General features: G+C 67.5%; 25 protein-coding genes and 1 other RNA gene. 16 read left to right on the forward strand and 10 right to left on the reverse strand.

Features of this window, described 5'->3' with window-relative positions:
- Position 1: 1 nt before the first annotated feature.
- Genes smpB through AC3A6P_RS03185 form a run of 5 tightly spaced genes read left to right on the forward strand, consistent with a single transcriptional unit; the run spans position 2 to position 4504 of the window.
- Positions 2 to 505 (forward strand): SsrA-binding protein SmpB, encoded by a 504-nt coding sequence (gene smpB, locus AC3A6P_RS03165; protein WP_487688300.1) that lies wholly within the window; start codon positions 2 to 4, stop codon positions 503 to 505.
- Positions 502 to 1347, forward strand: a complete 846-nt coding sequence (locus AC3A6P_RS03170; RefSeq protein ID WP_487689354.1) for a DMT family transporter — start codon at positions 502 to 504, stop codon at positions 1345 to 1347. The genes smpB and AC3A6P_RS03170 overlap by 4 nt, the downstream gene beginning before the upstream one ends.
- Positions 1348 to 1395: 48 nt before the next feature.
- Positions 1396 to 2604, forward strand: coding sequence for an ATP-binding protein (locus AC3A6P_RS03175; protein WP_487689356.1), 1209 nt, complete (start codon positions 1396 to 1398; stop codon positions 2602 to 2604).
- A complete protein-coding gene (locus AC3A6P_RS03180; protein ID WP_487688303.1) occupies positions 2601 to 3608 on the forward strand; it encodes a tetratricopeptide repeat protein in 1008 nt (335 codons plus the stop codon). Before AC3A6P_RS03175 ends, AC3A6P_RS03180 begins: the two co-directional genes overlap by 4 nt.
- 53 nt (positions 3609 to 3661) lie before the next feature.
- Positions 3662 to 4504, forward strand: coding sequence for a maleylpyruvate isomerase family mycothiol-dependent enzyme (locus AC3A6P_RS03185; protein WP_487688306.1), 843 nt, complete (start codon positions 3662 to 3664; stop codon positions 4502 to 4504).
- On the opposite strand, the gene AC3A6P_RS03190 is transcribed toward AC3A6P_RS03185, so the two are convergent.
- A complete protein-coding gene (locus tag AC3A6P_RS03190) occupies positions 4501 to 5196 on the reverse strand; it encodes a DUF2848 domain-containing protein (protein ID WP_487688308.1) in 696 nt (231 codons plus the stop codon). The genes AC3A6P_RS03185 and AC3A6P_RS03190 overlap by 4 nt on opposite strands.
- Before the next feature lie 131 nt (positions 5197 to 5327).
- Between AC3A6P_RS03190 and AC3A6P_RS03195 the strand changes: the two genes are divergently transcribed.
- Positions 5328 to 6665 carry an MFS transporter gene (locus AC3A6P_RS03195; protein WP_487688310.1) on the forward strand — a complete coding sequence of 446 codons (1338 nt, stop codon included), beginning with the start codon at positions 5328 to 5330 and terminating at the stop codon, positions 6663 to 6665.
- On the opposite strand, the gene AC3A6P_RS03200 is transcribed toward AC3A6P_RS03195, so the two are convergent.
- On the reverse strand, positions 6637 to 7278 hold the full coding sequence (locus tag AC3A6P_RS03200; RefSeq protein WP_487688313.1) for a GntR family transcriptional regulator: 642 nt from the start codon (positions 7276 to 7278) through the stop codon (positions 6637 to 6639). The genes AC3A6P_RS03195 and AC3A6P_RS03200 overlap by 29 nt on opposite strands.
- 5 nt (positions 7279 to 7283) lie before the next feature.
- Between AC3A6P_RS03200 and AC3A6P_RS03205 the strand changes: the two genes are divergently transcribed.
- Together AC3A6P_RS03205 and ssrA are read left to right on the forward strand one after the other, a co-directional pair.
- Positions 7284 to 8129, forward strand: coding sequence for a carbon-nitrogen hydrolase family protein (locus AC3A6P_RS03205; protein ID WP_487688316.1), 846 nt, complete (start codon positions 7284 to 7286; stop codon positions 8127 to 8129).
- 82 nt (positions 8130 to 8211) lie between these two features.
- Positions 8212 to 8579, forward strand: a transfer-messenger RNA (tmRNA) gene (gene ssrA / locus AC3A6P_RS03210).
- 56 nt (positions 8580 to 8635) lie between these two features.
- Here ssrA and AC3A6P_RS03215 read toward each other — a convergent pair.
- The 3 genes from AC3A6P_RS03215 to AC3A6P_RS03225 all read right to left on the reverse strand — a co-directional run bounded on the left by AC3A6P_RS03215 (position 8636) and on the right by AC3A6P_RS03225 (position 10655).
- Entirely contained in the window at positions 8636 to 9676 is a 1041-nt protein-coding gene (locus tag AC3A6P_RS03215) for a zinc-binding dehydrogenase (RefSeq protein ID WP_487688318.1), read from the reverse strand.
- Positions 9677 to 9705: 29 nt separating this feature from the next.
- Positions 9706 to 9930: a hypothetical protein gene (locus AC3A6P_RS03220; protein ID WP_487688320.1), complete on the reverse strand. Its 225-nt coding sequence runs from the start codon at positions 9928 to 9930 to the stop codon at positions 9706 to 9708.
- 71 nt (positions 9931 to 10001) lie between these two features.
- Positions 10002 to 10655, reverse strand: a complete 654-nt coding sequence (locus tag AC3A6P_RS03225; protein ID WP_487688322.1) for an SGNH/GDSL hydrolase family protein — start codon at positions 10653 to 10655, stop codon at positions 10002 to 10004.
- Between the two features lie 132 nt (positions 10656 to 10787).
- Between AC3A6P_RS03225 and AC3A6P_RS03230 the strand changes: the two genes are divergently transcribed.
- Both AC3A6P_RS03230 and AC3A6P_RS03235 read left to right on the forward strand, forming a co-directional pair.
- Positions 10788 to 12701, forward strand: a complete 1914-nt coding sequence (locus AC3A6P_RS03230; RefSeq protein ID WP_487688324.1) for a gamma-glutamyltransferase family protein — start codon at positions 10788 to 10790, stop codon at positions 12699 to 12701.
- Positions 12698 to 13129: a VOC family protein gene (locus AC3A6P_RS03235; RefSeq protein WP_487688327.1), complete on the forward strand. Its 432-nt coding sequence runs from the start codon at positions 12698 to 12700 to the stop codon at positions 13127 to 13129. The genes AC3A6P_RS03230 and AC3A6P_RS03235 overlap by 4 nt, the downstream gene beginning before the upstream one ends.
- A gap of 102 nt (positions 13130 to 13231) precedes the next feature.
- Here AC3A6P_RS03235 and AC3A6P_RS03240 read toward each other — a convergent pair whose 3' ends face one another.
- A complete protein-coding gene (locus tag AC3A6P_RS03240; RefSeq protein ID WP_487688329.1) occupies positions 13232 to 14092 on the reverse strand; it encodes a class I SAM-dependent methyltransferase in 861 nt (286 codons plus the stop codon).
- 83 nt (positions 14093 to 14175) lie between these two features.
- Entirely contained in the window at positions 14176 to 16773 is a 2598-nt protein-coding gene (locus AC3A6P_RS03245; protein ID WP_487688332.1) for an ATP-binding protein, read from the reverse strand.
- 132 nt (positions 16774 to 16905) lie between these two features.
- Between AC3A6P_RS03245 and AC3A6P_RS03250 the strand changes: the two genes are divergently transcribed.
- Complete coding sequence (locus AC3A6P_RS03250; RefSeq protein ID WP_487688335.1) at positions 16906 to 17214, forward strand: DUF4242 domain-containing protein; 309 nt, start codon at positions 16906 to 16908, stop codon at positions 17212 to 17214.
- Here the strand turns inward: AC3A6P_RS03250 and AC3A6P_RS03255 are convergent, their stop codons facing one another.
- A complete protein-coding gene (locus tag AC3A6P_RS03255) occupies positions 17215 to 18003 on the reverse strand; it encodes an SDR family NAD(P)-dependent oxidoreductase (protein ID WP_487688338.1) in 789 nt (262 codons plus the stop codon).
- 83 nt (positions 18004 to 18086) lie between these two features.
- Between AC3A6P_RS03255 and AC3A6P_RS03260 the strand changes: the two genes are divergently transcribed.
- On the forward strand, positions 18087 to 19268 hold the full coding sequence (locus tag AC3A6P_RS03260; protein WP_487688340.1) for an acyl-CoA dehydrogenase family protein: 1182 nt from the start codon (positions 18087 to 18089) through the stop codon (positions 19266 to 19268).
- Positions 19269 to 19374: 106 nt separating this feature from the next.
- Positions 19375 to 19563, forward strand: coding sequence for a hypothetical protein (locus AC3A6P_RS03265; RefSeq protein WP_487688343.1), 189 nt, complete (start codon positions 19375 to 19377; stop codon positions 19561 to 19563).
- An 8-nt stretch (positions 19564 to 19571) separates the two neighbouring features.
- On the opposite strand, the gene AC3A6P_RS03270 is transcribed toward AC3A6P_RS03265, so the two are convergent.
- Positions 19572 to 20105 carry an LOG family protein gene (locus tag AC3A6P_RS03270; protein ID WP_487688345.1) on the reverse strand — a complete coding sequence of 178 codons (534 nt, stop codon included), beginning with the start codon at positions 20103 to 20105 and terminating at the stop codon, positions 19572 to 19574.
- Positions 20102 to 21070: a DNA polymerase domain-containing protein gene (locus AC3A6P_RS03275; RefSeq protein ID WP_487688347.1), complete on the reverse strand. Its 969-nt coding sequence runs from the start codon at positions 21068 to 21070 to the stop codon at positions 20102 to 20104. The genes AC3A6P_RS03270 and AC3A6P_RS03275 overlap by 4 nt, the downstream gene beginning before the upstream one ends.
- 79 nt (positions 21071 to 21149) lie before the next feature.
- On the opposite strand from AC3A6P_RS03275, the gene AC3A6P_RS03280 reads away from it, so the two are divergent.
- The 3 genes from AC3A6P_RS03280 to AC3A6P_RS03290 all read left to right on the forward strand — a co-directional run bounded on the left by AC3A6P_RS03280 (position 21150) and on the right by AC3A6P_RS03290 (position 24141).
- Complete coding sequence (locus tag AC3A6P_RS03280; protein ID WP_487688350.1) at positions 21150 to 21845, forward strand: proteasome protein; 696 nt, start codon at positions 21150 to 21152, stop codon at positions 21843 to 21845.
- A gap of 77 nt (positions 21846 to 21922) precedes the next feature.
- The gene (locus AC3A6P_RS03285; RefSeq protein WP_487688352.1) at positions 21923 to 23185 is read left to right on the forward strand and encodes a hypothetical protein; all 1263 of its coding nucleotides are present in this window, start codon (positions 21923 to 21925) and stop codon (positions 23183 to 23185) included.
- The gene (locus AC3A6P_RS03290) at positions 23182 to 24141 is read left to right on the forward strand and encodes a glutamate ABC transporter substrate-binding protein (RefSeq protein WP_487688355.1); all 960 of its coding nucleotides are present in this window, start codon (positions 23182 to 23184) and stop codon (positions 24139 to 24141) included. The genes AC3A6P_RS03285 and AC3A6P_RS03290 overlap by 4 nt, the downstream gene beginning before the upstream one ends.

Here is a 24141-nt window from a genome sequence, read left to right on the forward strand (position 1 = left end):
CATGGCCAAAACAGGATCAGCGAAGAAGATCGTCGACAAGCGGAACAACCAGATCGTCGCGACCAACCGCAAGGCCCGGCACAACTACACGATCCTCGACACCTTCGAGTGCGGCGTGGTGCTGCAGGGCACCGAGGTCAAGAGCCTGCGTGAAGGTCAGGCCTCGCTCGCCGATGCCTTCGCCACCGTCGACGACGGCGAGGTGTGGCTGCGCAACGTCCACATCCCCGAATATCACCTGGGGACCTGGACCAACCACGCGACGCGACGCAACCGCAAACTGCTGCTGCACCGCAACGAGATCGACAACCTGACGGGCAAGATCCGCGACGGCAACCTGACGTTGGTGCCGCTGTCGATCTATTTCCTGGACGGAAAGGTGAAAGTCGAGCTGGCGTTGGCCCGCGGCAAGCAGGCCCACGACAAGCGCCAGGACATGGCCAAGCGCGACGCCCAACGCGAGATCAGCCGTGAGATGGGTCGCCGCGTCAAGGGTATGCGCTGACGGGGATCCTCTTCGCGCTGCTGTCGGCGCTGAGCTACGGCATCAGCGATTTCGTCGGCGGTGTGGCGTCTCGCCGGATCGCCGCGCTGCGCATCGTGATCGTCTCCTACCCGGTGGCCATGGTGCTGCTGATGGTGGCAGCGTCGGTGGTCGGTGGGGACATCTCCAGGAGCGCCGTGCTCTGGGGTGCGCTGTGTGGGGTCAGCCAAGCCTTCGGGGTGTGGTGGTTCTACGCCGCGCTCGGGTCCGGGCCCATCTCGGTGGTGTCGCCGTTGACGGCCATCCTGGTGGCCGGTGTGCCCGTGGCGGTGGGGCTCGCGCTGGGGGAGCGGCCCGAGCTGCTGGCGTGTGCGGGCATCGTGATCGCATTGGTCGCGGTGTTCCTGGTCAGCCGCGACGCCACCGATTCCGACACCACCGTGCACCGCTTCACCCCGATGGTGGCCTGGCTGACCGTCGGATCCGGGCTGGCGTTCGGACTGAATTTCGTCCTGATCGACCAGGCTCCCCCCGAGGCGGGCCTGTGGCCGCTGGTGTTCGCGCGTATCTCTGCGACGGTCCTGGTGGTGGTGATCGCCGCACTCCTGCGCACGCTCGTCCGGCCGTCGGGTGTGCCACTGAAACTCGCGTTGTTGGCCGGAGTCCTCGACACCGTCGCCAATGTGGCGATGTTGCTGGCCTTGCATGCGTCGCTGCTGTCGCTGGCCGGTGTGTTGATCTCGCTGTACCCGGCGGCGACCGTGCTGTTGGCCATCGTGGTGCTCAAGGAACGTGTCACCGGCACACAAGTGGCCGGCATGGTGCTGGCGCTGGCCGCGGTCGCGATGATCGCCACCGGGTGAAAACGTAGGATCTCCCATGGCTACGGGCGAGATCCGGGAAGGGTGACAGTGGCGCAGGACGCGTTGATCAGAGAGCTTGCGGCGGCCGTGGAACGCAGCCCCGAAGTGCTGTCGCTGCGTCTGCATCTCGCCGAACTGCTGTTGCAGGACGGCAGGGCCACCGAGGCGCTGGGCCACTGCAGCACGGCGTTGACCCGGGATCCCGGCAACACCGAAGCACTGGCTCTGCTGCAACGCTGTAGCGCCGCGCTGAGCGGACCGCAGGCCCCGGCCGATGACTTCAACTGGTCGGCCGCGGAGGAAGAGGTGGCCGACATCATCGGTCCCGCCTTCGTCGAATCCGAAGAGCTGCCATCGGCAGTCGGCGACGGAGACTACGACGCGGTGCAGCGCAGCACCGTCCGCCTCGACGACGTCGCCGGCATGCCCGAAGTCAAGACTCAGTTGGAGTTGTCGCTGCTGGGGCCGTTGCGCAATCCCGAGCTGCTGAAGGCCTACAACATCTCCACTCGCGGTGGGCTGCTGCTGTACGGCCCTCCGGGCTGCGGCAAGACCTTCGTGGCCAAGGCGGTGTCCGGCGAACTGGGCGCCAATTTCCTGCCGGTCGGCATCACCGACGTGATGCATCACTACTTCGGTGACAGCGAACGCGCGTTGCACGAGATCTTCGAGACGGCCCGCCGCAACGCCCCATGCGTGCTGTTCTTCGACGAAATCGACGCATTGGGTCAGCGGCGCTCCGCCACCGGTCTCAATTCGGCACTGCGGGTGGTGGTCAACACCCTGCTGGCGGAGATGGACTCGGCGACATCGTCGAATGAGGGGGTGTACATCCTGGGCGCGACGAACATGCCCTGGGATGTCGATCCTGCGCTGCGCCGGCCCGGGCGGTTCGACCGGATGATCTTCGTGGGACTGCCCGACACCGAAGCACGCACCGCCATCGTGCGAAGTCACTTGCGTGACCGGCCCGTCGAGGGAATCGACCTCGGCAAGATCGCCTCGCGCACCGACGGACTCTCGGGGGCGGACCTGGCCCACCTGTGCGAAGCGGCAACACAACTCGCGATGGCGGATTCGCTGCGCCGCGGACAGGTGCGCCCGGTGACCATGGCCGATGTCGACGCCGCGCTGGCACACATCCGGCCCAGCACGGGCCCGTGGTTCGAAGCCGCCCGCAACGTGGTCGAATTCGGCAACAGTGACGGCACTTACGACGATCTGGCGAAAGTGTTGCGGCGTAGGAAGAATCGTTGACGTCTGTTGCGGACGCGCTCGGTCACGCGCGCGTCTACGCCTCTGGCGGCAACTTCTCCAGAGCTGTCGAGATCCTCGGCGCGGCGCTGCAGACCCACCCGGAGGACCCGGCGCTGCTGGTCGCCATGGCGCGCGCCCGGTTGGGTCTCGGTGAATCCGGGGCCGCGGCGGCCAACGCGCATGCCGCCCTGGCACACGCTCCCGATAACGCGGATGCGATGCGCGTGTACGCCGTCGCGCTCGACAGCCTGGGCCGTCGGGACGACGCCTTGTCCGTCGCTTACCGTGCAGTGCAGGCCGATTCGCAGAATCACCTCACCCACTACACCTATGCGACGTTGCTGCTGAACGCGGGTCATCCGGCACAGGCCCTGACGGCGGTCGGTGAAGCGGTGCGGCTGGAACCGTCCGATGCCGAGAATCACTTCCTGGCCGCGCGCATCCTGAACCAGCTGGGCCGGATCCCGGAATCGACTGCCGCCTACCAGGAGACGCTGCGCCTGGACCCGGAGCATGCCGAGGCTGCGCACAACATCGCCGTGAACCGGCTCAACCGCGGGCAGTGGACCCGGGCCCTCGACGGATTTCTCGGTGCTGCACGCATGGATCCTTCTCTCGGACAACATGTTCGCCGCAACGTCGGCATCGCGTTGATCCGTCCGCTGAGGTGGACGACTCTGGTGGCGCTGCTGCTGAGCTACTTCGCGATCCTGTGCCACCAGCACACCTCCGTTCTCGTCCCGCGCGTCACCACCGCCGTGGCGATCGCGGTGTTGGTGGGGTTGTTGGTGTGGGTGCTGCGACTGGTGCCCCGGGCCGCTCGGCGGTCGGTGCTGCGCGGGCACCCGATGCTCGCGGTGCGCGCAGGGTTGGCGGTGTCGGCCGTGCTGGTCGGGGCGATCAGTGTGGTGGGGGTGGTGCCGGCGGTCTCGCTACCGGCTGCGGTCGTGCTCCTGCTCAGCGCGGTGGTGATGACCGTCGTGGGCTGGTTGTCGGGAACCTGACCGGCATCGGCGAATCGGCCCGGCGTCACCGCCGTTCTGGATAGCATCGCGGCATGTCCAGCCCCGTTCGCCCCGTCACCACACTCGACCGAAACGACGTTCTGTCAGGTCTTTTCGCGTCCTGGGAGGCCATCGAACGATTGATGACCGGGTTGCCCTCAGAACGGTGGAACGCCGCGACCGCGCTGCCCGGGTGGCGGGTGCACGACGTGGTGAGCCACGTGATCGGAACGGAGTCGATGCTGGCCGGGGTTCCCACCCCCGAACCCGACTGCGATGTGTCCGCGCTGGATCACGTGCGCAACGACATCGGCGCGCTCAATGAGTGCTGGGTGCGGTATCTGCGCAGCGAGACGCCCGACGACATGCTCGCCCGCTTGGGTGATGTGACTGCCGAGCGCACCACCATGCTGACCAACATGACCGACGACGCCTGGAACGCCGTCACCATGACACCCGCCGGCCCGGAAAGTTACGGCCGGTTCATGCGTATCCGGACCTTCGACTGCTGGATGCATCAGCAGGACATCCGGGAGGCGTTGCGCCTACCGGCATCCGAGGCCGAACTGAGCTGCCCGTCGGCGCGGCTGGCGCTCGACGAGCTGACGGCCAGCATGGGGTTCGTCGTGGCTAAGCGCGGTGGAGCGCCCGCCGGCTCCCGGATCGGCCTCGAACTCACCGGTCCGCTGGCCCGCACCATTCGGGTGGCCGTCGACGGGCGTGCTGTGGTGGTCGACGACTTCGGTGGTGCGGAGCCCACCACGGCGTTACGGCTTGACGGGATCCAGTTCACGCGGCTGTGCGGAGGCCGGCCGGCCTCCGCCGCCGGTGTCGAGATCCGCGGCGATCGCGAAGTCGGTCAGCGGATCCTCGAGAACCTGGCTTACGTGATCTAACCAATCGGTTCCGGCATCGGCACCGTGCGGTACTGGCAGGTGATGCTGCGTCCGGTGGCGGGATCGGCGAGCTCGACCTTCCACGCGTCGGCGAATTGATCCACCCCGGCCACCATGATGATGGTTCCCGACAGCAGCACGGTGTTGGGCCGAAACAGGCCGCGTTCCTTGAGGATTCCGATCCAGTACTGGGGCGCCAGCAGATCGCCGACAGTGCCGGACTGGATCAGGGTTTCCTCGGTGCCGACCCACGCTTTGAGCGTGATGTCGTCGAGCCGGTCGGCGATCTCGGACAGGCGCCACGCCTGCTTGCCCACGACATCGGGGGCCGCGTTCTTGCTCCACGCCACGCTGTGGGTTTCCAGTTCGCGGTCGGTGTGATCGCACGCGACGGTGAGGAGGACGTTGTCCTCAGATGCGGGGGCCTCGGGGTCGCCGCCGATGACCAGCGCCCACTCGGCCTCGCCGGAGGTGCGGCCATGTTGTGTGTAAACAGTGTCGGTCTGCTGTGCCAAGTAGGGCGAGACGGGGTACAGCGCAGGAATGACGGACGGTGCGGGAACGCCGAGTTCGGCGAGTTCGGCGATGTGGGCGGCGACCTCCTCCTGGTTACGGCCTGCATATCCGGCGTTGAGCACGGTGGTCGGCTCGACCGTCACTTCGGATCCGTCGGGCAGTTCGAACGTCAGCATCGGGCTTGCTCCTCCTCGTAAATTCTGCGTTTCCGCCTTGACCATGCGTCCGCATACATGTTGTATACGAGAAGTATGGTACGTCACACGAGCCGTCGACGCGCGGCCCGCACAAGAAGAGGATTGGTTCGATGACGGCGCATGTAGCCGATAGAAAGAGCCTGACCAAGGCTTTTGCCGCCAGCCTCACCGGCACGGCCCTCGAGTGGTACGACTTCGCCGTCTACTCGGCCGCCGCGGCACTGGTGTTCCCGGTGGTGTTCTTCCCAGAAAGTGACCCGCTGACCGGGACCCTGCTGGCCTTTTCCACCTACGCCGTCGGCTACGTGGCGCGTCCCATCGGTGGGTTCGTGTTCGGCCGCCTGGGCGACATCATCGGTCGCAAGCAGCTGCTGGTGATCACGCTGCTCCTGATCGGTGTCACGACCTTCCTCATCGGCCTCATCCCGAGCTACGCCTCGATCGGCATCGCCGCGCCGATCCTCCTGGTGGCCATGCGATTCGCCCAGGGGGTGGCCGTCGGCGGCGAATGGGGTGGTGCGGTCCTGCTCTCCAGTGAGTACGGCGACCCCAGGCGGCGCGGCTTCTGGGCTTCGGCTGCCCAGGTGGGTCCGCCCGCCGGCAACCTGCTGGCCAACGGCGCCCTCGCCGGCCTGACCCTGGCGTTCTCCGAGGAGCAGTTCGAGGATTGGGGCTGGCGGCTGGCGTTCCTGCTGTCGGCGGTGCTGATCGGCTTCGGGTTGTGGATCCGTCTCAAGCTCGAGGACACCCCGGTGTTCAAGGCGCTGCAGGAAAGCGGCGACCGCCCGGAGGCGCCCATCCGCGACGTCTTCAAAACTCAGACCCGCCCGCTGATCGCGGCCATCCTCAGCCGCATCGCGCCCGACGTGATGTACGCGCTGTTCACCGTCTTCTCCATCACCTACGGCACCCTGCAGCTCGGCATGGACCGCAGCGAGGTGCTGATCGCGATCCTGATCGGCTCGGCGTGTCAGCTGGGCCTGATCCCGTTGGCCGGCGCGGTGTCCGACCGGATCAACCGCCGCCTGGTCTACGGCGTGGCCGCCGTCGGTGGGGTGGTGTGGACGCTGATCTTCTTCCTGCTCATCGACACCGGCTCATTCCCGCTGCTGGTGCTCGGCGTTGTGGTGGGCCTGGCGTTCCACTCGTTCATGTACGGACCGCAGGCGGCCTTCGTCACCGAGCAGTTCACCGTGCCGCTGCGCTCCACCGGTGCGTCACTGGCCTACACCATCGCCGGTGTCTTCGGTGGTGCCGTGGCCCCGCTGCTGTTCACCTACCTGCTGGACGCGACCGGCAGCTGGCCGGCGATTCTCGGCTACATCGCCGTGGTGGGTGTGCTGACCGTCATCGGTCTGCTGCTGGGCCGCAACCCGGACAGCACCGAAGAGGAGCACTACCGCGAGATCGCCGAAAGTGCTACGCCCGCAACAAGATCTGCAGAGTGATACCCAGGTGATCCTCGATGGCGCGGTGCGCGAGTTGCTCGTCCCCTCCGGCGAGCGCCTCCACGATGGCGCGGTGCTCGGTGCAGACGTCGCGCCGGCGGTCGCGACCGTGCAGCAGCGCGGTCAAACCGACCCGCAGCTGCCGCGCCCGCAGGCCGGCGTAGGTACGGGACAGCAGCTCACTGCCCGCGGCGTCGATGAGGATCTGATGGAACCGGGTGTCGAGTTCGATGAACTGATGCCCGGCTCCCTCGGCGTCGGACGCGCAGATCTCCTGCTGGCCGGCCAGTGTGCTCTCCATGGCGGCGACCGGCGTGGTGCCGGCCTTGAGGCAGGTCGAGGCGGCGTGACGTTCCAGCGCGCCGCGCAGATCCATCAGCTCGCCGATCTGGCGGCCCGACATGGCCGGCACGTACACCCCGCGCTTGGGCACCATCTCGACCAGGCCCTCGGCCTGCAGCATCAGCAGCGCCTCCCGGACCGGTGTGCGGGACACGCCGATCTGGGTGGCCAGCTGCTGCTCGTTGAGGAACGTACCCGTCGCCGCGGGTGAGCTGAGTACCTGATCCCGCACGAACGCATAGGCCCGATCTCGACCCGAAAGGGATTGCATACCAAATGTATACCTCACCCGAAGCCGAACCCGACGCTTCTCGCCCGGCCGCCCTACGGCTCAGTTTGGCGCAGCTGACCAGCGGCATCGACCCCGGCGCCAACCTGAAGGCCGTCGAAACCTACACCGCACAGGCCGCTGCCGCCGACGCGTCCCTGGTCATCTTCCCCGAAGCCATGATGCGTCGCTTCGGGGCGCCGCTGGCCGAAATCGCCGAGCCGCTCGGCGGGCCATGGGCCAACGGCGTCCGCGCCATCGCCCAACGCCACGGCGTTGTGATCGTCGCCGGCATGTTCACCCCGTCCAGCGACGGACGCGTGTACAACACGCTGCTGATCACGGGTCCGGGAGTCGAGGCCCACTACCACAAGATCCATCTCTACGATGCCTTCGGCTTCGCCGAATCCGACACCGTCGCACCGGGTTCCGACCCTGTGACGATCGACATCGCCGGAACCACGGTGGGCTTTGCCACCTGCTATGACCTCCGTTTCCCGGCGTTGTTCCAGAAGCTCGGCGATCAGGGCGCCCAAGTGGTGGCCGTGGCCGCGTCCTGGGGGGCCGGCCCGCGCAAAGCCGAGCAGTGGTCGTTGCTGGCCCAGGCCCGGGCGCTGGACTCGACGGCGTACATCGCCGCCTGCGATCAAGCCGACCCGGCCGCCTCGGGCGAGACCGTCAGCGGAACCGCCCCGCTGGGCGTCGGCCACAGCATCGTGTGCTCACCGACCGGCGAGGTGATCGCGGCGCTGGGGGCCGCACCCGACCTGCTGACCGTGGATCTGGACCTGACCCGCGTTCCCGACGTACGCGCCCAGCTACCGGTGCTGGCCAACCGGCGCGCGTTCGCCTGAGGCGCGGAACAATAAATGGCTGGCCCACGTTGAACACCCCGGTATAGTTAATCTTTCCTGCTGAAAGTCAGCAGGGATGCGAGGGGCTGAACGGTTTCGACTTCGCGCATCGAATCAAGGGAAGCGTGCCGGTGCAGACAACTGACCACCGTAAGCGTCGTTGTAACCAATTAAGCGCCGATTCCAATCAGCGCGATTACGCTCTCGCTGCCTAAGCGAAGCTAATCCGTCAGACCGGGAGGGCCCTCGGCCCGGACCCTGGCGTCATCTAGAGGGACAAACCCATACGTCCGGTCGCGGGACGTACGGGGACATCAAACAGCGACTGGGATCGTCATCTCGGCTTGTTCACGTGACTGAGAGATCCGAGTAGAGACACAGTGAACTGCGCACGGAGAAGTCTTGAGGGAATGCCGTAGGACCCGGGTTCGATTCCCGGCAGCTCCACCGAAAACCGCAGGTCAGGCCCCCCAGAAATGGGGGGCCTTTCTTGTGTCACGAGCATGTCAGTCCCGCCGCGGGTCGATCAGCGTGATCCCGACGGGAGCCGACGACTCGAACGACGGCAACCGTCGCGCCCCCTCGTTGAGCCCGACCACCCGCTCCACCAGGTCCTGGGGTCGCAGCGCACCGGCTTCGACCTGGCTCAGCATCGCGGGATAGTCCACCGCGGCCATCCCGTGGCTGCCGAGCACATCCAGCTCCCAGGCGATCACGCGGTCCATCGGCACCGCGGGGTGGCCGTCGACGCTCGGCAGCAGACCGACCTGAATGTGGCGACCCCGCCGGCGCAGACTGTGGATGGCATCTGCGCACGCGGCCGCGGTGCCCACGGCGTCGACGGCGACATGGCTGCCACCGCCGGTGAGCTCGTGCACCACGGCGGCGACGTTCTCCTCGGCACCCACGGTGTGCTCGGCACCCAGTCTGCGGGCCAGCTCGAGCGCGGCGGGGGTGCGGTCCACGGCGATCACCCTGGCGCCGGCGGCGGCCGCGATCTGCACGGCGCTGAGCCCCACGCCCCCCACCCCGATGATCGTCACCCACTCCTCGGGACGCAGCTTCGCGCGCGCGATCAGGGCCCGGTATGAGGTCGCGAACCGGCACCCCAGCGCGGCGGCGGCAGCATCCTCGACTGCCTCCGGGACTGCCACCAGATTGGTGTCGGCAGCGTGCAGCGCCACGTATTCGGCGAACGATCCCCAGTGGGTGAAGCCCGGTTGCGTCTGGTCCGGGCAGACCTGCGCCTGGCCGGTCCGGCACCACGAACACACCCCGCAGCCGCAGATGAACGGCGAGGTCACGCGATCGCCGACGCTCCACCGCTGCACGTCGGCGCCGACCGCCGTGATGACGCCGACCAACTCGTGGCCGGGAACGTGGGGGAGTGTCACATCGGTGTCATGTCCGGCCCACGCGTGCCAGTCACTGCGGCACAGGCCGGTGCTGTGCACCTCCACGACGACGCCGCCCGGTGAGGGGCGAGGGTCGGCCACCGGGCGGACGTCGACCGAACCACCGAATTCTTCGATCACTGCAGCGCGCACGCTGCCATGGTCTCAGGACCGGCGCCGCGTCAGCTCCGCAGCATCCGCTGACGCAGATTGGCGAGCGCCGCCACCGGGTGCGGCCGCCGCCGCACCGCGGAACCCGCCAGCGCCCCGCAGAACAACCCCAACAGGAAGATCTGGTGAGGACGACGCTGCTTGCGTCGCCGCGACAGCGCCGACCCGGCGTAGCCGCTCAACGACGCGATCGCGGCGACACCGAGAAGAAGCCAGGCGACGTCCAGAACTCCCACGCCTCGATTGAAACACCCCACCAGTGGGCGGTCGGCGACCGTGATCGAAACGAGTGCGAAGTGTTACGGCCTCACACCGGGTTGAGATTGGCCAGCACTCGATCGGCGATCGCGGCATGGCCGGCATCGCCGACGTGCACACGATCCGGCTCCAGCATCGCCGGATCGATCACCGACGTCGGTCTGATCAGGGAGACGAACTGGCCCCCGACGGCGCGCACCGCATCGCGCACCACCCTGTCGAACGCGAAACGCTCCGGCGTGAGCGCGTCGGGGAACGACGGGCCCACCCCGATGATGCGGGCGCGCGGCAGACGGGAACGCAGTTGCACGTAGAAGTGGCTGACCGCGGCGAACAGTTCGGGTGAGTTCGCGGTGAGGGTGTCCTGATCGTTCTGGCCGCCGGCGACCACCACGATGTCGGGCCGCAAAGCGGTGATCTCGTCGAGTTGGCCGTAGTAGTTGGGGCGGTTCTCGAACGTCTTGAGGTAACCCGTCCCGCCTTCGCCGACGTTGAACTCCAGCCAGCCCATCCGGGAAGCAACCAGTGAGGTCCAGCGCTTGTCCATGGTCGATGCGCCGGAGCCCCATGTGTAGGAGTCGCCGATGAACGCGACCGTCGGATACGAACCCGGTGCGGCCGTGACCTGGTCGGCGAGCTGTACCTGCGCGCCCCCCAGAACACTGAGAACCAGGAGCGCGCCGAGGAGTCTTCGGAGCTTCATCGGGCGTCATCCTGGCAGATCGGGGCCCAGAACGCCGTGCGCCACACACTCTTACAGCACTTGCCCAGTGTGACGTCGGCTGCCAATGTACTCAACGAAGACAAGCAGTGGCCGGCCTTCAGGGAGGGCGTCATGTCAGCTCGCACGATGACAGCTTCGCTTGCGGCGCTGACACTGTTACTGGCCGGCTGCGGCGGTGATCGAGCATCCGCCGCGCCGCCCGCCGGACCATGCGCGATCGTGTCCGAAGGACAAGCCAGCGACACCGGAAACGAGGGCGACGCTTCCGCCCCCGAGGTCGCCACCGGCTACCGCGTGAACATGTCGGCCGTGCACACCAACACCTACGGCGTCGTCACCGCCAACCCGCTGGCCACCCGAGCGGCCTGCGAAGTCCTGCGGGACGGGGGAACCGCCGCTGACGCGCTGGTCACCGCCCAGGCCGTGCTGGGTCTGGTGGAGCCGCAGTCCTCCGGCATCGGCGGTGGGGGATTCCTGCTCTACTACGACGCGGTGTCGGGTCGGGTGCAGGCCTACGACGGACGCGAGACGGCTCCGGCCGCGGCCACGGAGAACTATCTGCGCTGGGTCGACGACGTCGACCGCACCGAACCGAAACCGGATGCGCGCGCCTCGGGGCGCTCCATCGGGGTGCCGGGCGTGGTCCGGATGCTGCAGGACGTGCACGACGAACACGGCAAGACCGGGTGGCGCGAATTGTTCGATCCCGCAATCCGGTTGTCCGACGACGGCTTCGACATCAGCCCCCGGCTGGCCAGCGCGATCGCCGACGCGGCCGCCGAACTCAGAGTCGATCCACAGGCATCCGCGTACTTCCTCAATGCCGACGGCAGCCCCAAGGCCGAGGGCACCCGGCTGACCAACCCCGCCTACGCCAAGACGTTGGGCATCGTGGCGTCCGATGGCGCACCGGGGTTCTACCAAGGTGCGGTGGCCCAGGCCATCGTCGCCGCGGCGGGGGACACGTCGGGCGGCCGGACACCGAGCCTGATCACCACCGACGACCTCGCCGGCTACACCGCCAAGAAGCGGGAAGCGTTGTGCAGCCCGTACCGGGACAAAGAGATCTGCGGCATGCCGCCGCCGTCCTCCGGCGGCATCGCCGTGGCCTCGGCCCTCGGCATCCTGGAACACTTCCCGATGAACCAGCACGCGCCCACCGACATCGACCTCAACGGCGGCCGGCCCGCGGTGATGGGGGTGCACCTGATCTCCGAGGCGGAGCGGCTGGCGTACGCCGACCGCGACAAGTACGTGGCAGACACCGATTTCGTGCCGTTGCCCGGCGGCACCCCGCAGACCCTGCTGGCCAGTGACTACCTGGCCGGACGGGCGGCGCTGATCTCGCAGGAACGCACCATGGGCACCGCCAAGCCGGGCGAGTTCGGCGTTCCGGCCGTTCCCGCGCCGCCGGTGCCCGAGCACGGCACCAGTCACATCAGCGTGGTCGATTCACAAGGCAACGCAGCCTCGTTCACCACCACCGTGGAGTCGGCCTTCGGTTCGTTCCACATGGTCGACGGTTTCCTGCTCAACAACCAGCTCACCGACTTCTCCGCTGAACCGGCGGGCCCCGACGGCGTGCCGGTGGCCAACCGGGTGGAACCCGGCAAGCGTCCGCGTAGCTCGATGGCGCCCACGCTGGTCTTCGACAGGGCAGCATCCGGGCGCGGCCCGCTGTATGCCGTGCTGGGCTCCCCGGGCGGCTCGGTCATAATCCAGTTCGTCGTCAAAACCCTTGTCGGACTGCTGGATTGGGGTTTGAACCCGCAGCAGGCGGTGTCGATGGTCGACTTCGGCGCCGCCAACACGCCGAAAACGAATGTGGGCGGCGAGCATCCGGCGATCAACACCTCCGATAACGGCGACCACGACCCACTGGTACAGGGGTTGCGCGCCCTCGGACACGAAGTCGACCTTGCCGATCAGTCCAGCGGGCTCTCAGCTATCGTTCGCGGTGACCCGGGTTGGGTCGGTGGCGCAGACCCACGTCGCGAGGGCGTGGTGATGGGAGACACGACATGAGTGGCCCGCAGGTCCCCCCGATCACGGGAATCCATCACTTCTCGATCACCGTCACCGACATCGAAGCCAGCCTCGACTGGTATCAGCGGCTGTTCGGCGCCGACCGCGTGCCGATGAAGTTCCCGCACTACGGCTGCGAGGACACCGGATACGGTGAACTGCTGGTCGATCAGCGCTCCGGGGTGATCATCGGTCTGCACACCAACAGCGGCAACGACGGACAACCGTTCGATGAAGCCCGTACCGGTCTGGACCACATCGCGTTGAATGTGGGATCCCGGGAGGACCTGGCCGCCTGGACCGCCTGGCTCGACGATTTGGGCATCGAGCATTCCGGTGTCAGGAACGGTCAGGTGCCGTTCGAGTTCGCCACGGTGGTGTTCCGCGACCCGGACAACATCCAGCTGGAGTTGTTCGTCACGGGCTGATGTCGATCTGTGGTGGCGGTTGAGGTTCGAACGGTGTGTAGCACCACCATGGGCGCGTTCCCCGGTGGGTCCGGGGCATGGTGGAACATCGGGTGGCGGTTCCTACCGTTTGGTGGCCGTCACCACCAGGTATTCGGCTTCGTAGGCGGTGCGGCCCGGTTCGGTGGCGGCATTGGTGCTCTCCAGGAACGCCAGGAAGTCGCGGTCCAGATCTGCCACGCGGTCGGGGTTGTCCGCATTGAACCGGTACGCCGCGATGGTGGGACCGTAGTTGCGTTTCCAGTACTCGCGGAATTCCAGCGGACTGGCACTGTGCTCGAAAAGCACTGTTTCGCGACGGGTATTGAGCTCGGATACCTTGTCGCCGAACAACTCTCGCACATGGTTCTCATCGCCCCACAGCGGCGGAGCGCTGGCGCCGGGCGGTGGCGGCGGCGCATACGGCTTCATGGTGGCGAAGAGCTTGCCGATGAAACCGGTGGGCGTCCAGTTGATCATCGCGATGGTTCCGCCGGGCCGCACCACCCGCACCAACTCATCGGCGGTCACCTGATGGTGCGGCGCGAACATGGCGCCGACGCAGGACAGGACGACATCAAAGCTGTTGTCCTCGAACGGTAACGCCTCGGCGTCGGCCTCCACCCACTCGAGTTCGACGCCAAGGCGCGCGGCGTGGGCCCGGCCGGCATCGAACAGCTCGGGAGTCAGATCGCTGGCGATCACGGTCGCCCCCGCCGCGGCGGCGGGTACCGCGGCGTTGCCGGACCCGGCCGCGACGTCCAGGACCCGCTGACCCGCACGCAGACCGCTGGCCGTGACCAGCCGGGGCCCGAGCTCGGGGATCAAGTCGCTGGCCACCGCCGGATAGTCGCCCGCGGCCCACAGGGCCCGATGTTTGGCTTTGAGTGTCCTGTCGGCTTCCTGCTCCGCCGGTGACAATTCGCTAGTCGGCGTGGTGCTCATGTGCCCTCCCTTGAAACGTTCAGTTGTGTCCACGATCCGTCCCGGCGGTGTCCCTGGGCATCGGGAAGAGCTACCTATATTCCTCAGGTGAGGATCCCGACCTCCCGCGCGCGCCGTACCGCGTCCCGGCGCTTGGTGACGTCCAGCTTGGCCAGAATCGCCGAGACGTGGTGATCCACGGTCTTGACCGAGAGGAACAGGCGTTCGGCCAGTTCCGCATTGGTCAGGCCGTCATCCAGAAGCCGCAGCACTTCCACCTGCCTGGTGGTGAGGCCCGCCGGATTGGCCCGGGTGGTCGCCCGGCGCGGCGCCGGGATGGTCTGCGCACCGGCGGCCCGCAGATCGAAGCGGACCTTGGCCGCGACAGCGTCGGCGCCCAACCGGTCGAGCACATCGAGTGCCCGCCGGGCGAGCTTGGGATCCCCGGAGTCGACGAGGGCCAGCGCGGCGTCATACGGGGTCGACAGGTCCTGGAACAGGTCGGCTGCCGCCTCGAACTGGCCGTCGAACAGCCGCCGGTAGGGCTCGGCGACCGCCGGTATGGTCGTCGCCGGCTCGAGGCGCCGCAGCCACATGGCCAATTCCCCGCGCGCCCACTCCAGCCCGGTGGCCGGGGCGTTGTCGAGCAGGGTGCGGCACTGGGCCAGACGGGGGTCGGGCTCCCCGGTGAGCCAGACCCGTTCGACGATCGCGGCGGCCACCGGCAGCACCCGCACCAGTTCCCCGAACCGGCAGGCCAGGTCCCAGGCCGCGTCGATGCCCCCGGCGTCGTCGCCGGTGCGCCGCAGCGACACCAGCCCGCGGATCAGCAGGGGCCAGGTACGCGCCAGCGGTGCACTCAGGCCGCTCAGCACGGAATCCGCGTCGGCCAACGCGTCATCCCAGTCACCGACGAGGAGTTTGAGCCGGCTGCGTGATCCCAGTTGCACCACCCGGCAGATGGGCAGATCGTGTTCGACCATCAGAGGGATGCTGGTCTCCAGCAGGTCGGCGGCCACCACGAGACGGCGCTGTTCGACGTCGAAGTAGGTGAGGTTGGTGTAGCCACCGGAATACACCTCGTCGATGTGGCTGGGCCCGGAGGCGAGAACCGCCAGCAGGTCATCACGCACCACGTGTTCGCCGGCCGCGATATCGCAGTAGTAACCGATCAGCCGCACCCGCACGTTCAGCGTGGGATCGCCAGTGGCTGAGGCGATCTCACCGGCACGCACGAGGAGGCTGCGGGCCTGGTCGAGGTGGCTGGACTGCACCGCCAGGAACGCCTGCATGCAGAACGCGTGACCCAGTTGCACCAGGGTGGCGGGTTCGGCGCACTCGTGGTCGAGGGCGGCGATCGCGTCGGCGACGTGGCCGTCGGCGACCGCGCGGTTCCCGTTGTACCACTCGTACACCGCCAGCGAATGATGATCGGCGCTGACGGCGACGGTGGCGCCGAGTTCCTGGCGAATCCGCATGGCGCGGCGGCATGCACCGATGGCGTCGTCCAGCCGGTCGGTCAGGTAGTACTCGGCGGCGAGCAGCTCGAGCAATTCGGCTTCGGTTGCGGGGGTGAGCATTCCACCTTGCTCGACGGCGATCTCGAAGAACTCGCACGCCTGTCGGTGCGCGCCCGAGCGGGCCGCGGCACGTCCGGCGTCCACCGCGGCCGAGGTGATCAATCTCTTGTCCCCGGCGCCGAGGGCGTGATGGGTGAGCACCGCCGGATCCGACTGTGCCGCAGCCTGATGCGCAGCCAGGAACCGCCGGTGCAGAGTGGGCTCGGCGCCGGGGGGAATGACACTGGAGATTGCGCGCCGGCACAGGTCATGACGGAACGCCACACCGCGGGCGTCGCGTTTGATCAGCTTGGCGTCATCGAGTGCGCGCAACGCCGGCAAGCTCACACCGAGGTCGCTGAGCAGGTGATCGGGGATGGAACCCGGTGCGCAGGTCAGCAGATTCAGCAGATCCCAGGCCGCGACGTCCAGGTCGGCCGTGCGGGCCAAGATCGCGTCCCGGACCGTTGTCGGTAGTTCGCTGTCCTGGTCATGGTCGAGCATCTCGCAGACGAAGAACGCGTTGCCTCCGGTGACGCGGTGCAACCAGCCGGGATCGACGGCGCGGTCGCCCACCAGGGTGGCCACCGCCTGCACCGTCAACGGTGGCAGCACCACCGTCTGCGCGTGGGGAGAGCGGGCGACGTCGCCGAGCAGACCCCGCAGCGGGTGGGTCACGGTCACCTCGTCGTCGCGGGCGATGCCGATGGTCAGCAGCGTTGACGTGCGGGACCGTCGCAGCAGGAATCGCAGCAGGTCGATGGTGCCCTGGTCGGCCCAGTGCAGGTCGTCGAGCACGAGGATCGTCGGCTGCGTCTTGAGGTCGTCGAACACCGAAGCGAAGATGTCGAAGGACTGCTCGCTGTTGCCCAGGAGATCCCGCGTGGCCGGGCCGAATTCGTGGGCCAGGTCGTGGAGCGGGCCCAACGGCCGCGGCGTCGACAGCGGATCACACGCCCCCCACAGCACCCGGCCGCTGTCTCCGAACTGCTCGGTGTACCGGGCGACGACAGCTTCGGCGAATGAGGTCTTGCCCGCCCCGGATTCGCCGCAGACCATCACCGCGCCGCCACGGCCGGAGTGAGCGGTGGCTGCCCGGGCGGCGAGCTGGTCGAGTTCGTGCTCGCGCTCGGTGAGCGTCACATCGGCGATGGTATCGACAAACGGCTCAGGCTGCGGCGGGAAATGGGGAGCTTCTACCGATGACCGGCCGCCGAAGTGCGCTCAGAGTGAATACATCCGGCGCACCGGTCCGGACTGAACGAGGAGACGATCATGAAACGCTTCATCATCGAGCGCGATATCCCGGGTGCCGCTGAGCTGACCCAGGACCAGCTGGCGGAGATAGCCGAGAAGTCCAACGCCACAATGGATTCATTGGGAGTGCCGTACCGGTGGATCACCAGCTATGTGGCCGGCGACAAGTTCTATTGTGTGCACGAGGCCGATGACGAGGCCACCGTCCGCGAACATGCCCGCCGCGGTGGCTTCCCGGCCACCAAGGTCACCGAGGTGGCAACGGAGATCGGGCCACAAACCGCCAAGCCGGCGACAGATCAGAAAGTTGCCGCACCGCAGACGTGATCACCGCTCGCCCAACCCCATCAACTCGGTGACATGGTGATCGCGGCCGGCGGTGTAGCCACCGTCGACCGCGATCGCCTGCCCGCTGACGAAGCTCGCCTCCGGCGAGAGCAGGAACACCGCCACCGCCGCCACCTCGTCGGCGCGCCCGAACCGTCGCAGCTTGTGTTCGTGGCGCAGCCCTTCACGCGCCTGCTCCATGCCGGGAATACCGACCACCGACTCGAACATCGGCGTCTCGATGAAACCCGGACAGACGGCGTTGACCCGAATCCCGCTCGGCCCGTAGTCGATCGCGGTGTTCTTGGTGAGCAGCACGACGCCGCCCTTGGAAGCGTTGTAGGAGCTACCGCCCGCGGTGCCTTCGAGTCCCTCGATACTCGACAGGTTCACGATGGCGCCCCGTTCGCCCGCCACCCGGTCCTGCTGCAGCATCTGCTGCACCGCGGCCCGGGTGACGACGAACGTGCCCTTGAGGTTGATGTCGACCACCCGGTCCCATTCGTCATCGGGAACCAGGTGGACGGGTCCGCCCCCGGCGACCCCGGCCGAGTGCACCACCCCGTCGAGCCGACCCGCATGCTCCACCACGGCCGCCACGGCAGCGCCGACGGCACCGGCGTCCAGCACGTCCGCGCGGTGGTAGAAGACACCGGGCCCCGGGCCGTCGTCGGCCAGATCGACACCCACCACCGTGGCACCCTCGCCGATCAAGCGATGCACGGTGGCAAGCCCGATTCCCGAGGCCGCCCCGGTGACCAGGATGCCCTTGCCCTCAAACCTCTTCATTCGCTGCCCTTTTCGTCGACCGATTCCAAACCATCCGATGACCGAAGTATGTATGGTCAGGCAGCGACCATGAGGAGATTGTGATGACGAGTGCGCCTGCGCGTGTCGACCTCGCCGAGCGCGTGCGCGGTCTGCGTGACCTCGTCCGCGCCGAGGCGGCGGAATCGGAACGGCTACGCACCTTGTCGCAACCTGTCGTCGACGCCCTGTGGGACACCGGGTTGATGACGGCCTTCAACCCTGTGACCGCCGGGGGAGTGGAGCCGACTTTTCCCGAGATGATCGAGACGTGGATCGAAATGTCCTGGCAAGACGGTTCTTTCGGGTGGACGGGTATTGCGAATCTGCCGTCGTCCTTCGCTGCGGCCAGCTACCTGCCCGAGGCGGGATTCGCCGAGGTGTTCACCGCCCACGACAATCGCGTCACCATGGGTGGCCAGTTCGCGCCCAACGGCCAGGGTGTCGTGACCGACGGCGGTTACCGCCTGACCGGGGGGTGGAGTTTCGGTTCGGGCACCGGCCATTCGGCCTATATCGCCGCGGGTTTCATCCCGATGGACAACGGGGAGATGCGCTGGATCAGCGAGGGTGAGCCCGAACTGATGGTCGCGCTACTGCCACGCGCCGAGGTCACCTTCACCGACGGCTGGTTCGTCCAGGGCCTCAAGGGCACCGGCTCCTATGACTACAACGTCTCCGATGTGTTCGTGCCCGAGGCGCGCGCCTTCCGGCTCTTTACCCGCGAACCCCTACGCGGTGATGCCGCGGCGGGCCGGATGGGGATGATGCCGGTGACGGCGGCCGGCCATGCGGCCTGGGCGTTGGGGGTGGCCAAGAGCATGCTCGACGACGTACAGGAGCTGGCCGCCACGAAGTTCCGGATGTCCGATATGGCGGCACTGGCCAGCCGGCCGACGTTCCAGAAAGACCTCGCTCATCATGTGGCGGCGTGGCGCGCGGCGCGACTGCTGGTGCTCGACGCGTTCGGGTCGGCCGAGGCCGTGGTCTCGTCGGGTGATGACCTGACGCCGACGTCACGCGCCGACATGCGGGTGGCCGCGGTGTACGCCACCGACGTCGCCCGGGAGTGCGCCCAGTGGGCCCATCTGGTCGCAGGCACCACATCGATCCGGGAGGGCAGCCGGTTGGAGCGAGCTTTCCGCGATCTCTACACCGGCACACAGCACGCATTCATCAGTGAGAAGGTTGCCATCGATTCAGCGCAGGTCTGGCTGGGTGTGATGGACGATCACTTCTCGCTGTGAGGTGGGGACGACGCCGGCGCCGCGAGTACCTGCCATTCGCCGTGACCGCAGGCCACGTAACGTGGGGAGTCAAACCCCGCCGGGCGGACTTCGGGAAGGTCATTTCATGAGCAGCCAGACCACATACCTGTACAACAACCGCGAGCTCACACTCGAGCAGCTTCGCGAGGAGGTCGAGGCCCACGTCGATGAGCTGGACTCCTCCCAGTGGATCGACGGCGAGTTCGACTTTGATGACTGGCTGGCCAATTCTCTGGTCACCGGCGGTGTCGCCAAGTCGCACTCAGACGGGTAATTCGGCACTCACAAGTCTGCGGTCAGCAGCGCCAGCGCTTCGGGACCGTCGTCGGCGACGATGACGAGGTCCGTCAACGGCAGCGGCAGGAACCCCTCGTCTTCCATCCTGCGCAATTGGAGAATCAGCCCGTCGTAGAACCCCTCGGTGTTCAGCAGCACCACGGGTTTGGTGTGTAAGCCGTGTTTCTTCTGTTCCAGAATCTCCGTCGCTTCGTCCAGCGTGCCCAGTCCACCGGCCAGAATCACGATCGCGTCGCAGCGCGCCAGCATCAGCGCTTTGCGTTCGGCGAGACTCGCGGTGATCACCATCTCGTCGGCATCGGCCCTGGCGAGGTGCCGCAGAAACTCGACCGAGACGCCGAGCAGGCGGCCGCCCGCGTCGTGCACACCGTCGGCAACCACCCGCATCAGCCCGGTATTCGACCCGCCCCACACCAGGGTGTGCCCTCCCGCGCCGATCGACTCACCGAATTCGCGGGCGGGCCGGGTGTAACGCACGTCGAGGTCCGCGGCCGACAGGAAGACGCAGATGTTCGTCAACTCTGCTCACTTTCCCGCCGTGCCTTCGCCCGCCGTTTGCCTTCGTGCATCGCCGCCACCCGCGCCACCGGAATGGTGTGCCCCTGTTCGACGAGATCGGCGGGCAGGTGCTGCGCCGGGGGCATCGACTCCGCCCACGGATCTCGCCCGGCCAGCGCGTCGACCGCGGTGAGCACGGTGAAATCGTGCGGCACCACCCGGTCCAGATCCGACCAAGCCAGCGGGAACGACACCGGGGTACCGGCCCGCAGCCGAGGACTGTAGGCGGCCGCGACCGTGGCGCCGCCGGCCCGGGTGGCATCGACGAACACCTTCCCGGCGCGGTCCTCGACGATGAATGCGGTGGTCGCGATCGCCGGGTCCAGTGCTTCGGCACGGGCGGCCAAAGCCCGGGTGGCGGCGGCAACGTCCTCGACACTGCCGGCTGAGTCGGTATCGAGTGGCACGAAGATGTGCACGCCGCGCGAGCCGCTGGTCTTCACGGCCCCCGCCAGCCCGCTGTCGGTCAACGCCTGCCGCACCAGGTGCGCGACGGCCACCACCGCGGCGAAATCGGCGCCGTCGGGCGGGTCGAGGTCCAGCACCAGATGAGTGGGGCGATAGATGTTGTCGGCCAACCCCAGCGTCGGGTGGTATTCGATCGCACGCTGGTTGGCCAGCCACAGCAGGGTCCGGCGATCGTCGCACACGGCGTAGTGGATCTCTCGCTTGGAGGCTTCGGCCCACAGTGGCACTGTGCGCACCCAGTCGGGGGTGTACTTGGGCACGTTCTTCTGCATGAACGGCGCGCGTCCGCGCAGTGCGCGAAGCACCGTCAACGGCCGGCCGGCGAGCCCGGGCAGCATGCGATCGGCCACCGCGTCGAGGTAGTCCACCAGGTCGCGTTTGGTGGCACCGGAATCGGGGCCGAGTTGCTGATCGAGATTGGTGAGGTCCACCCCGGCTCGCTGTTCGCTAGTACTCATGCGCGATCCGCTCCCGCACTCGTTCCTCGCGCACTCGCTTCTCGCTGGTACTCATGCCCACCCACCCTACGGTGGAAGCATGACCGTAGTTCTAGCCATCAAATGTGCGAACGGCATCGTGCTGGCATCCGACTCGCAAATCACCGACCCTGGCCGGGGACTGAGTTACCCCGCCCAGAAACTGCACCCGCTGGGCGGGCACGCGGCGTGGGGCGGCAGCGGATCCCGTGCGGTGCTCTACGACATCGAGCAGATCTTCCACGACGAAGCCGACGCCGTGATGGAGGCCAAGAACATCGGGCATGCGTTGCAGGCCAAGGTGCTTCCGGTGTTCAAACACCATTACGACAGCTTCATCCCCCAGGTACCCGGCCAGGAGAAGGCGGGTACACCGGCGACGTATCTCCTGGCCGCGGGGTACGTCGACGACGAGCCTTTCATCATCGACCTCGATCCCAATGGACTGCTCGGACATCACGAGGTCACCGGTTTTCAGGCCATCGGCAGCGGTGCACCCATGGCGCAGCAGGCCCACGCTCTGCTGGCGCATTTCCGCATGACCGAACGCGACCTCGACTACGGCGTCGTCGCCGCGTTACGGGTACTGGAAGCGTTGGATGCATCCTCGCCGAGTGTCGGTGGCCCGATGGACATCTGCCGGCTCACCCCCGAAGGAGCCCATCACCTCACCCCCGACGAGGTGGAAGACATTCGCCGCCAAGTGAATCGGTGGGTGGATCTCGAGCAGAAGGCTCTCGACCAGCTGTTCGACTGACCGGAATCTCCGACAGCGCGCGCTCGAAGGCCCCCTGGGATTACGATCACGCGTAGCTGACGGGGGTGGTGAAGACGATGGTCGCGCCGCGGACGGTGGATACCCGCGCTTCGGTGGCGTGGTTGCGGCGCTTCGCCCGTACCACTCCGGGCGTACTGTGCCTCATCGCCGCGGTGCTCGCGTTCGCGTGCGTCCTGACCGGTGTGGTCAGCGGCGGCCAGCTCGACGGGCGAATAGCGCAGCACACCAGAGTTCTCGACCGGTCCGAGCCACTGGCCTATGCGGCGCAAGACCTGTACGCCGCACTCTCGGCTGCCGACGCCGCTGCGGCGTCGGCGTTCCTGTCGGGTGGCGTCGAGACGGCGGCCATGCGGGCCCGCTACAAAGACGCACTCGCCAGCGCCGCGTCGGCGTTGGCGGACGTCACGGCGGGTGCCGCCGATACCGCCACCCGTACTGCCGCAGCCGACATCTCGGCGCAACTGACGGCCTACGCGGGTCTGATCGAGTCCGCACGGGCCAACAATCGGCAGAATTTCCCGATCGGGTCGGCCTACCTGCGGGAGGCGTCGGCGCTGATGCAGAATTCACTGCTGCCGGGCGCAGAGAAGATCTTCGACGACAAGCTGGCGGCGCTGGACACAGACCAGCGTTCCGTGGGCGCCCTGCCGATCACCACCCTTGTGCTGCTGGCCGTGATCCTGGTTCTGCTGGTGGTGAGTTCGGTGATCACGGCGGCGCGCACCAACCGCGTGTTCAATCTCGGCCTGGTGGTGTCCGGGGCCGTCGTGGTGGTCGTTCTGGTGTGGGTGGTGACGGCCACGACATTGGCGGGCAATGCCATCGAGGACAGCCGGACCGAGGGCACCGTCCGGTTCGGGCAGCTGGCCCAGGCGCGCATTCTGGCTCAGCAGGCACGTACCGATGAGACTCTCCAGCTGATCGCCCGCGGGGATATCACGGCCTCGGAGAAGACCTTCAACGAACGTGTCGCGAACCTGGACGGTCAACTCGACGACGGTCCGTCCGCCGCGATGAACGGCCTCGCCAAGTGGACCGACAGTCACCGCAAGCACGTGGAGGCCTACCTCGGCGGGGATTACCCGGCGGCTGTCACACAGGCGATCGGGGACGCGCCGGACGCGTCCGCGGCGCAGTTCGCCGGCGTCGAAACGAGCCTGCGCGACGAGATCGAGCAGACGCGGGCCACCCTGCGCGATCACGTGTCCACCGCGGGCGGCTTCCTGGCCTGGAGTCCCACCGGCACCCTGGTGTTGATGGTCGTGGCCGGGGCCGCGGCCGTGGTCGGATTGTGGCCGCGGCTCAAGGAGTTCCTGTGAGGACACACTGGGCAGCGTTCGCGGCAGCGGTGGCGCTGCTCGCCGGGTGTTCCTCCTCGACGCCGGAAGGGTCGGTATCGGTGGCGCCGGTGTACCCCGAGCCGGCCAGTGCCATCGAGGTGACCACGATGCCGACAACGGCAGTGGCGGACTGTGATCGGGAAGCGAGTCTGCGTCCCGGTCCGCTGCCCGCCCCGGGCGCCATGCCGCCCGGGTCGACGATGGCGACCATCCAGCAGCGCGGCCGCCTGGTGGTGGGCGTCGACCAGAACACCTTTCTGTTCGGCTACCGCAACCCGGGTACCGGCCAGCTGGAGGGTTTCGACATCGACATCGCCAGGGAGATCGCCCGGGCCATCTTCGGCGACCCGAACCGCGTCGACCTGCGTGTCGTCGATGCCAGCCAACGCGAATCGGAATTGCAGTCCGGGCGAGTGGATCTGGTGGTGCGAACCTTCTCGATCACCTGCGCGCGCAAACAGAACATCGCCTTCTCCACCGTCTACTACAACGCCAAGCAACGCATCCTGGCGCTGAAAGGCTCGGGGATCGATTCTGCGGCAGCACTTTCCGGGAAGCGGGTGTGCGCGGTGGCAGGGACGACGTCGCTGGCAGCGCTGTACGGGCTCGACCCCCGGCCGGAACTGACCAGCGTCAGCACCTGGACCGATTGCCTGGTGATGCTGCAGCAGGGCCAGATCGACGCGATCAGCACCGACGACGCGGTGCTGTCCGGCCTGGCGCGTCAGGATCCCACCGTCGAGATCGTCGGTGAGAGCCTGGGTGTGGAGCCCTACGGTGTGGGGATCAACAAGGAGCATGCCGACCTGGTTCGATTCGTCAACGGAGTCCTGGACCGACTCCGCGACGACGGCACCTGGGAGCGCCTCTATGCGACCCACCTGCAGAGCTTCGGCCCGTCACCCGGTCCGCCGGCGGCACGGTACGAGGACTGA

The sequence above is a fragment of the Mycobacterium sp. Soil_C_30 genome (genome assembly GCF_057656995.1).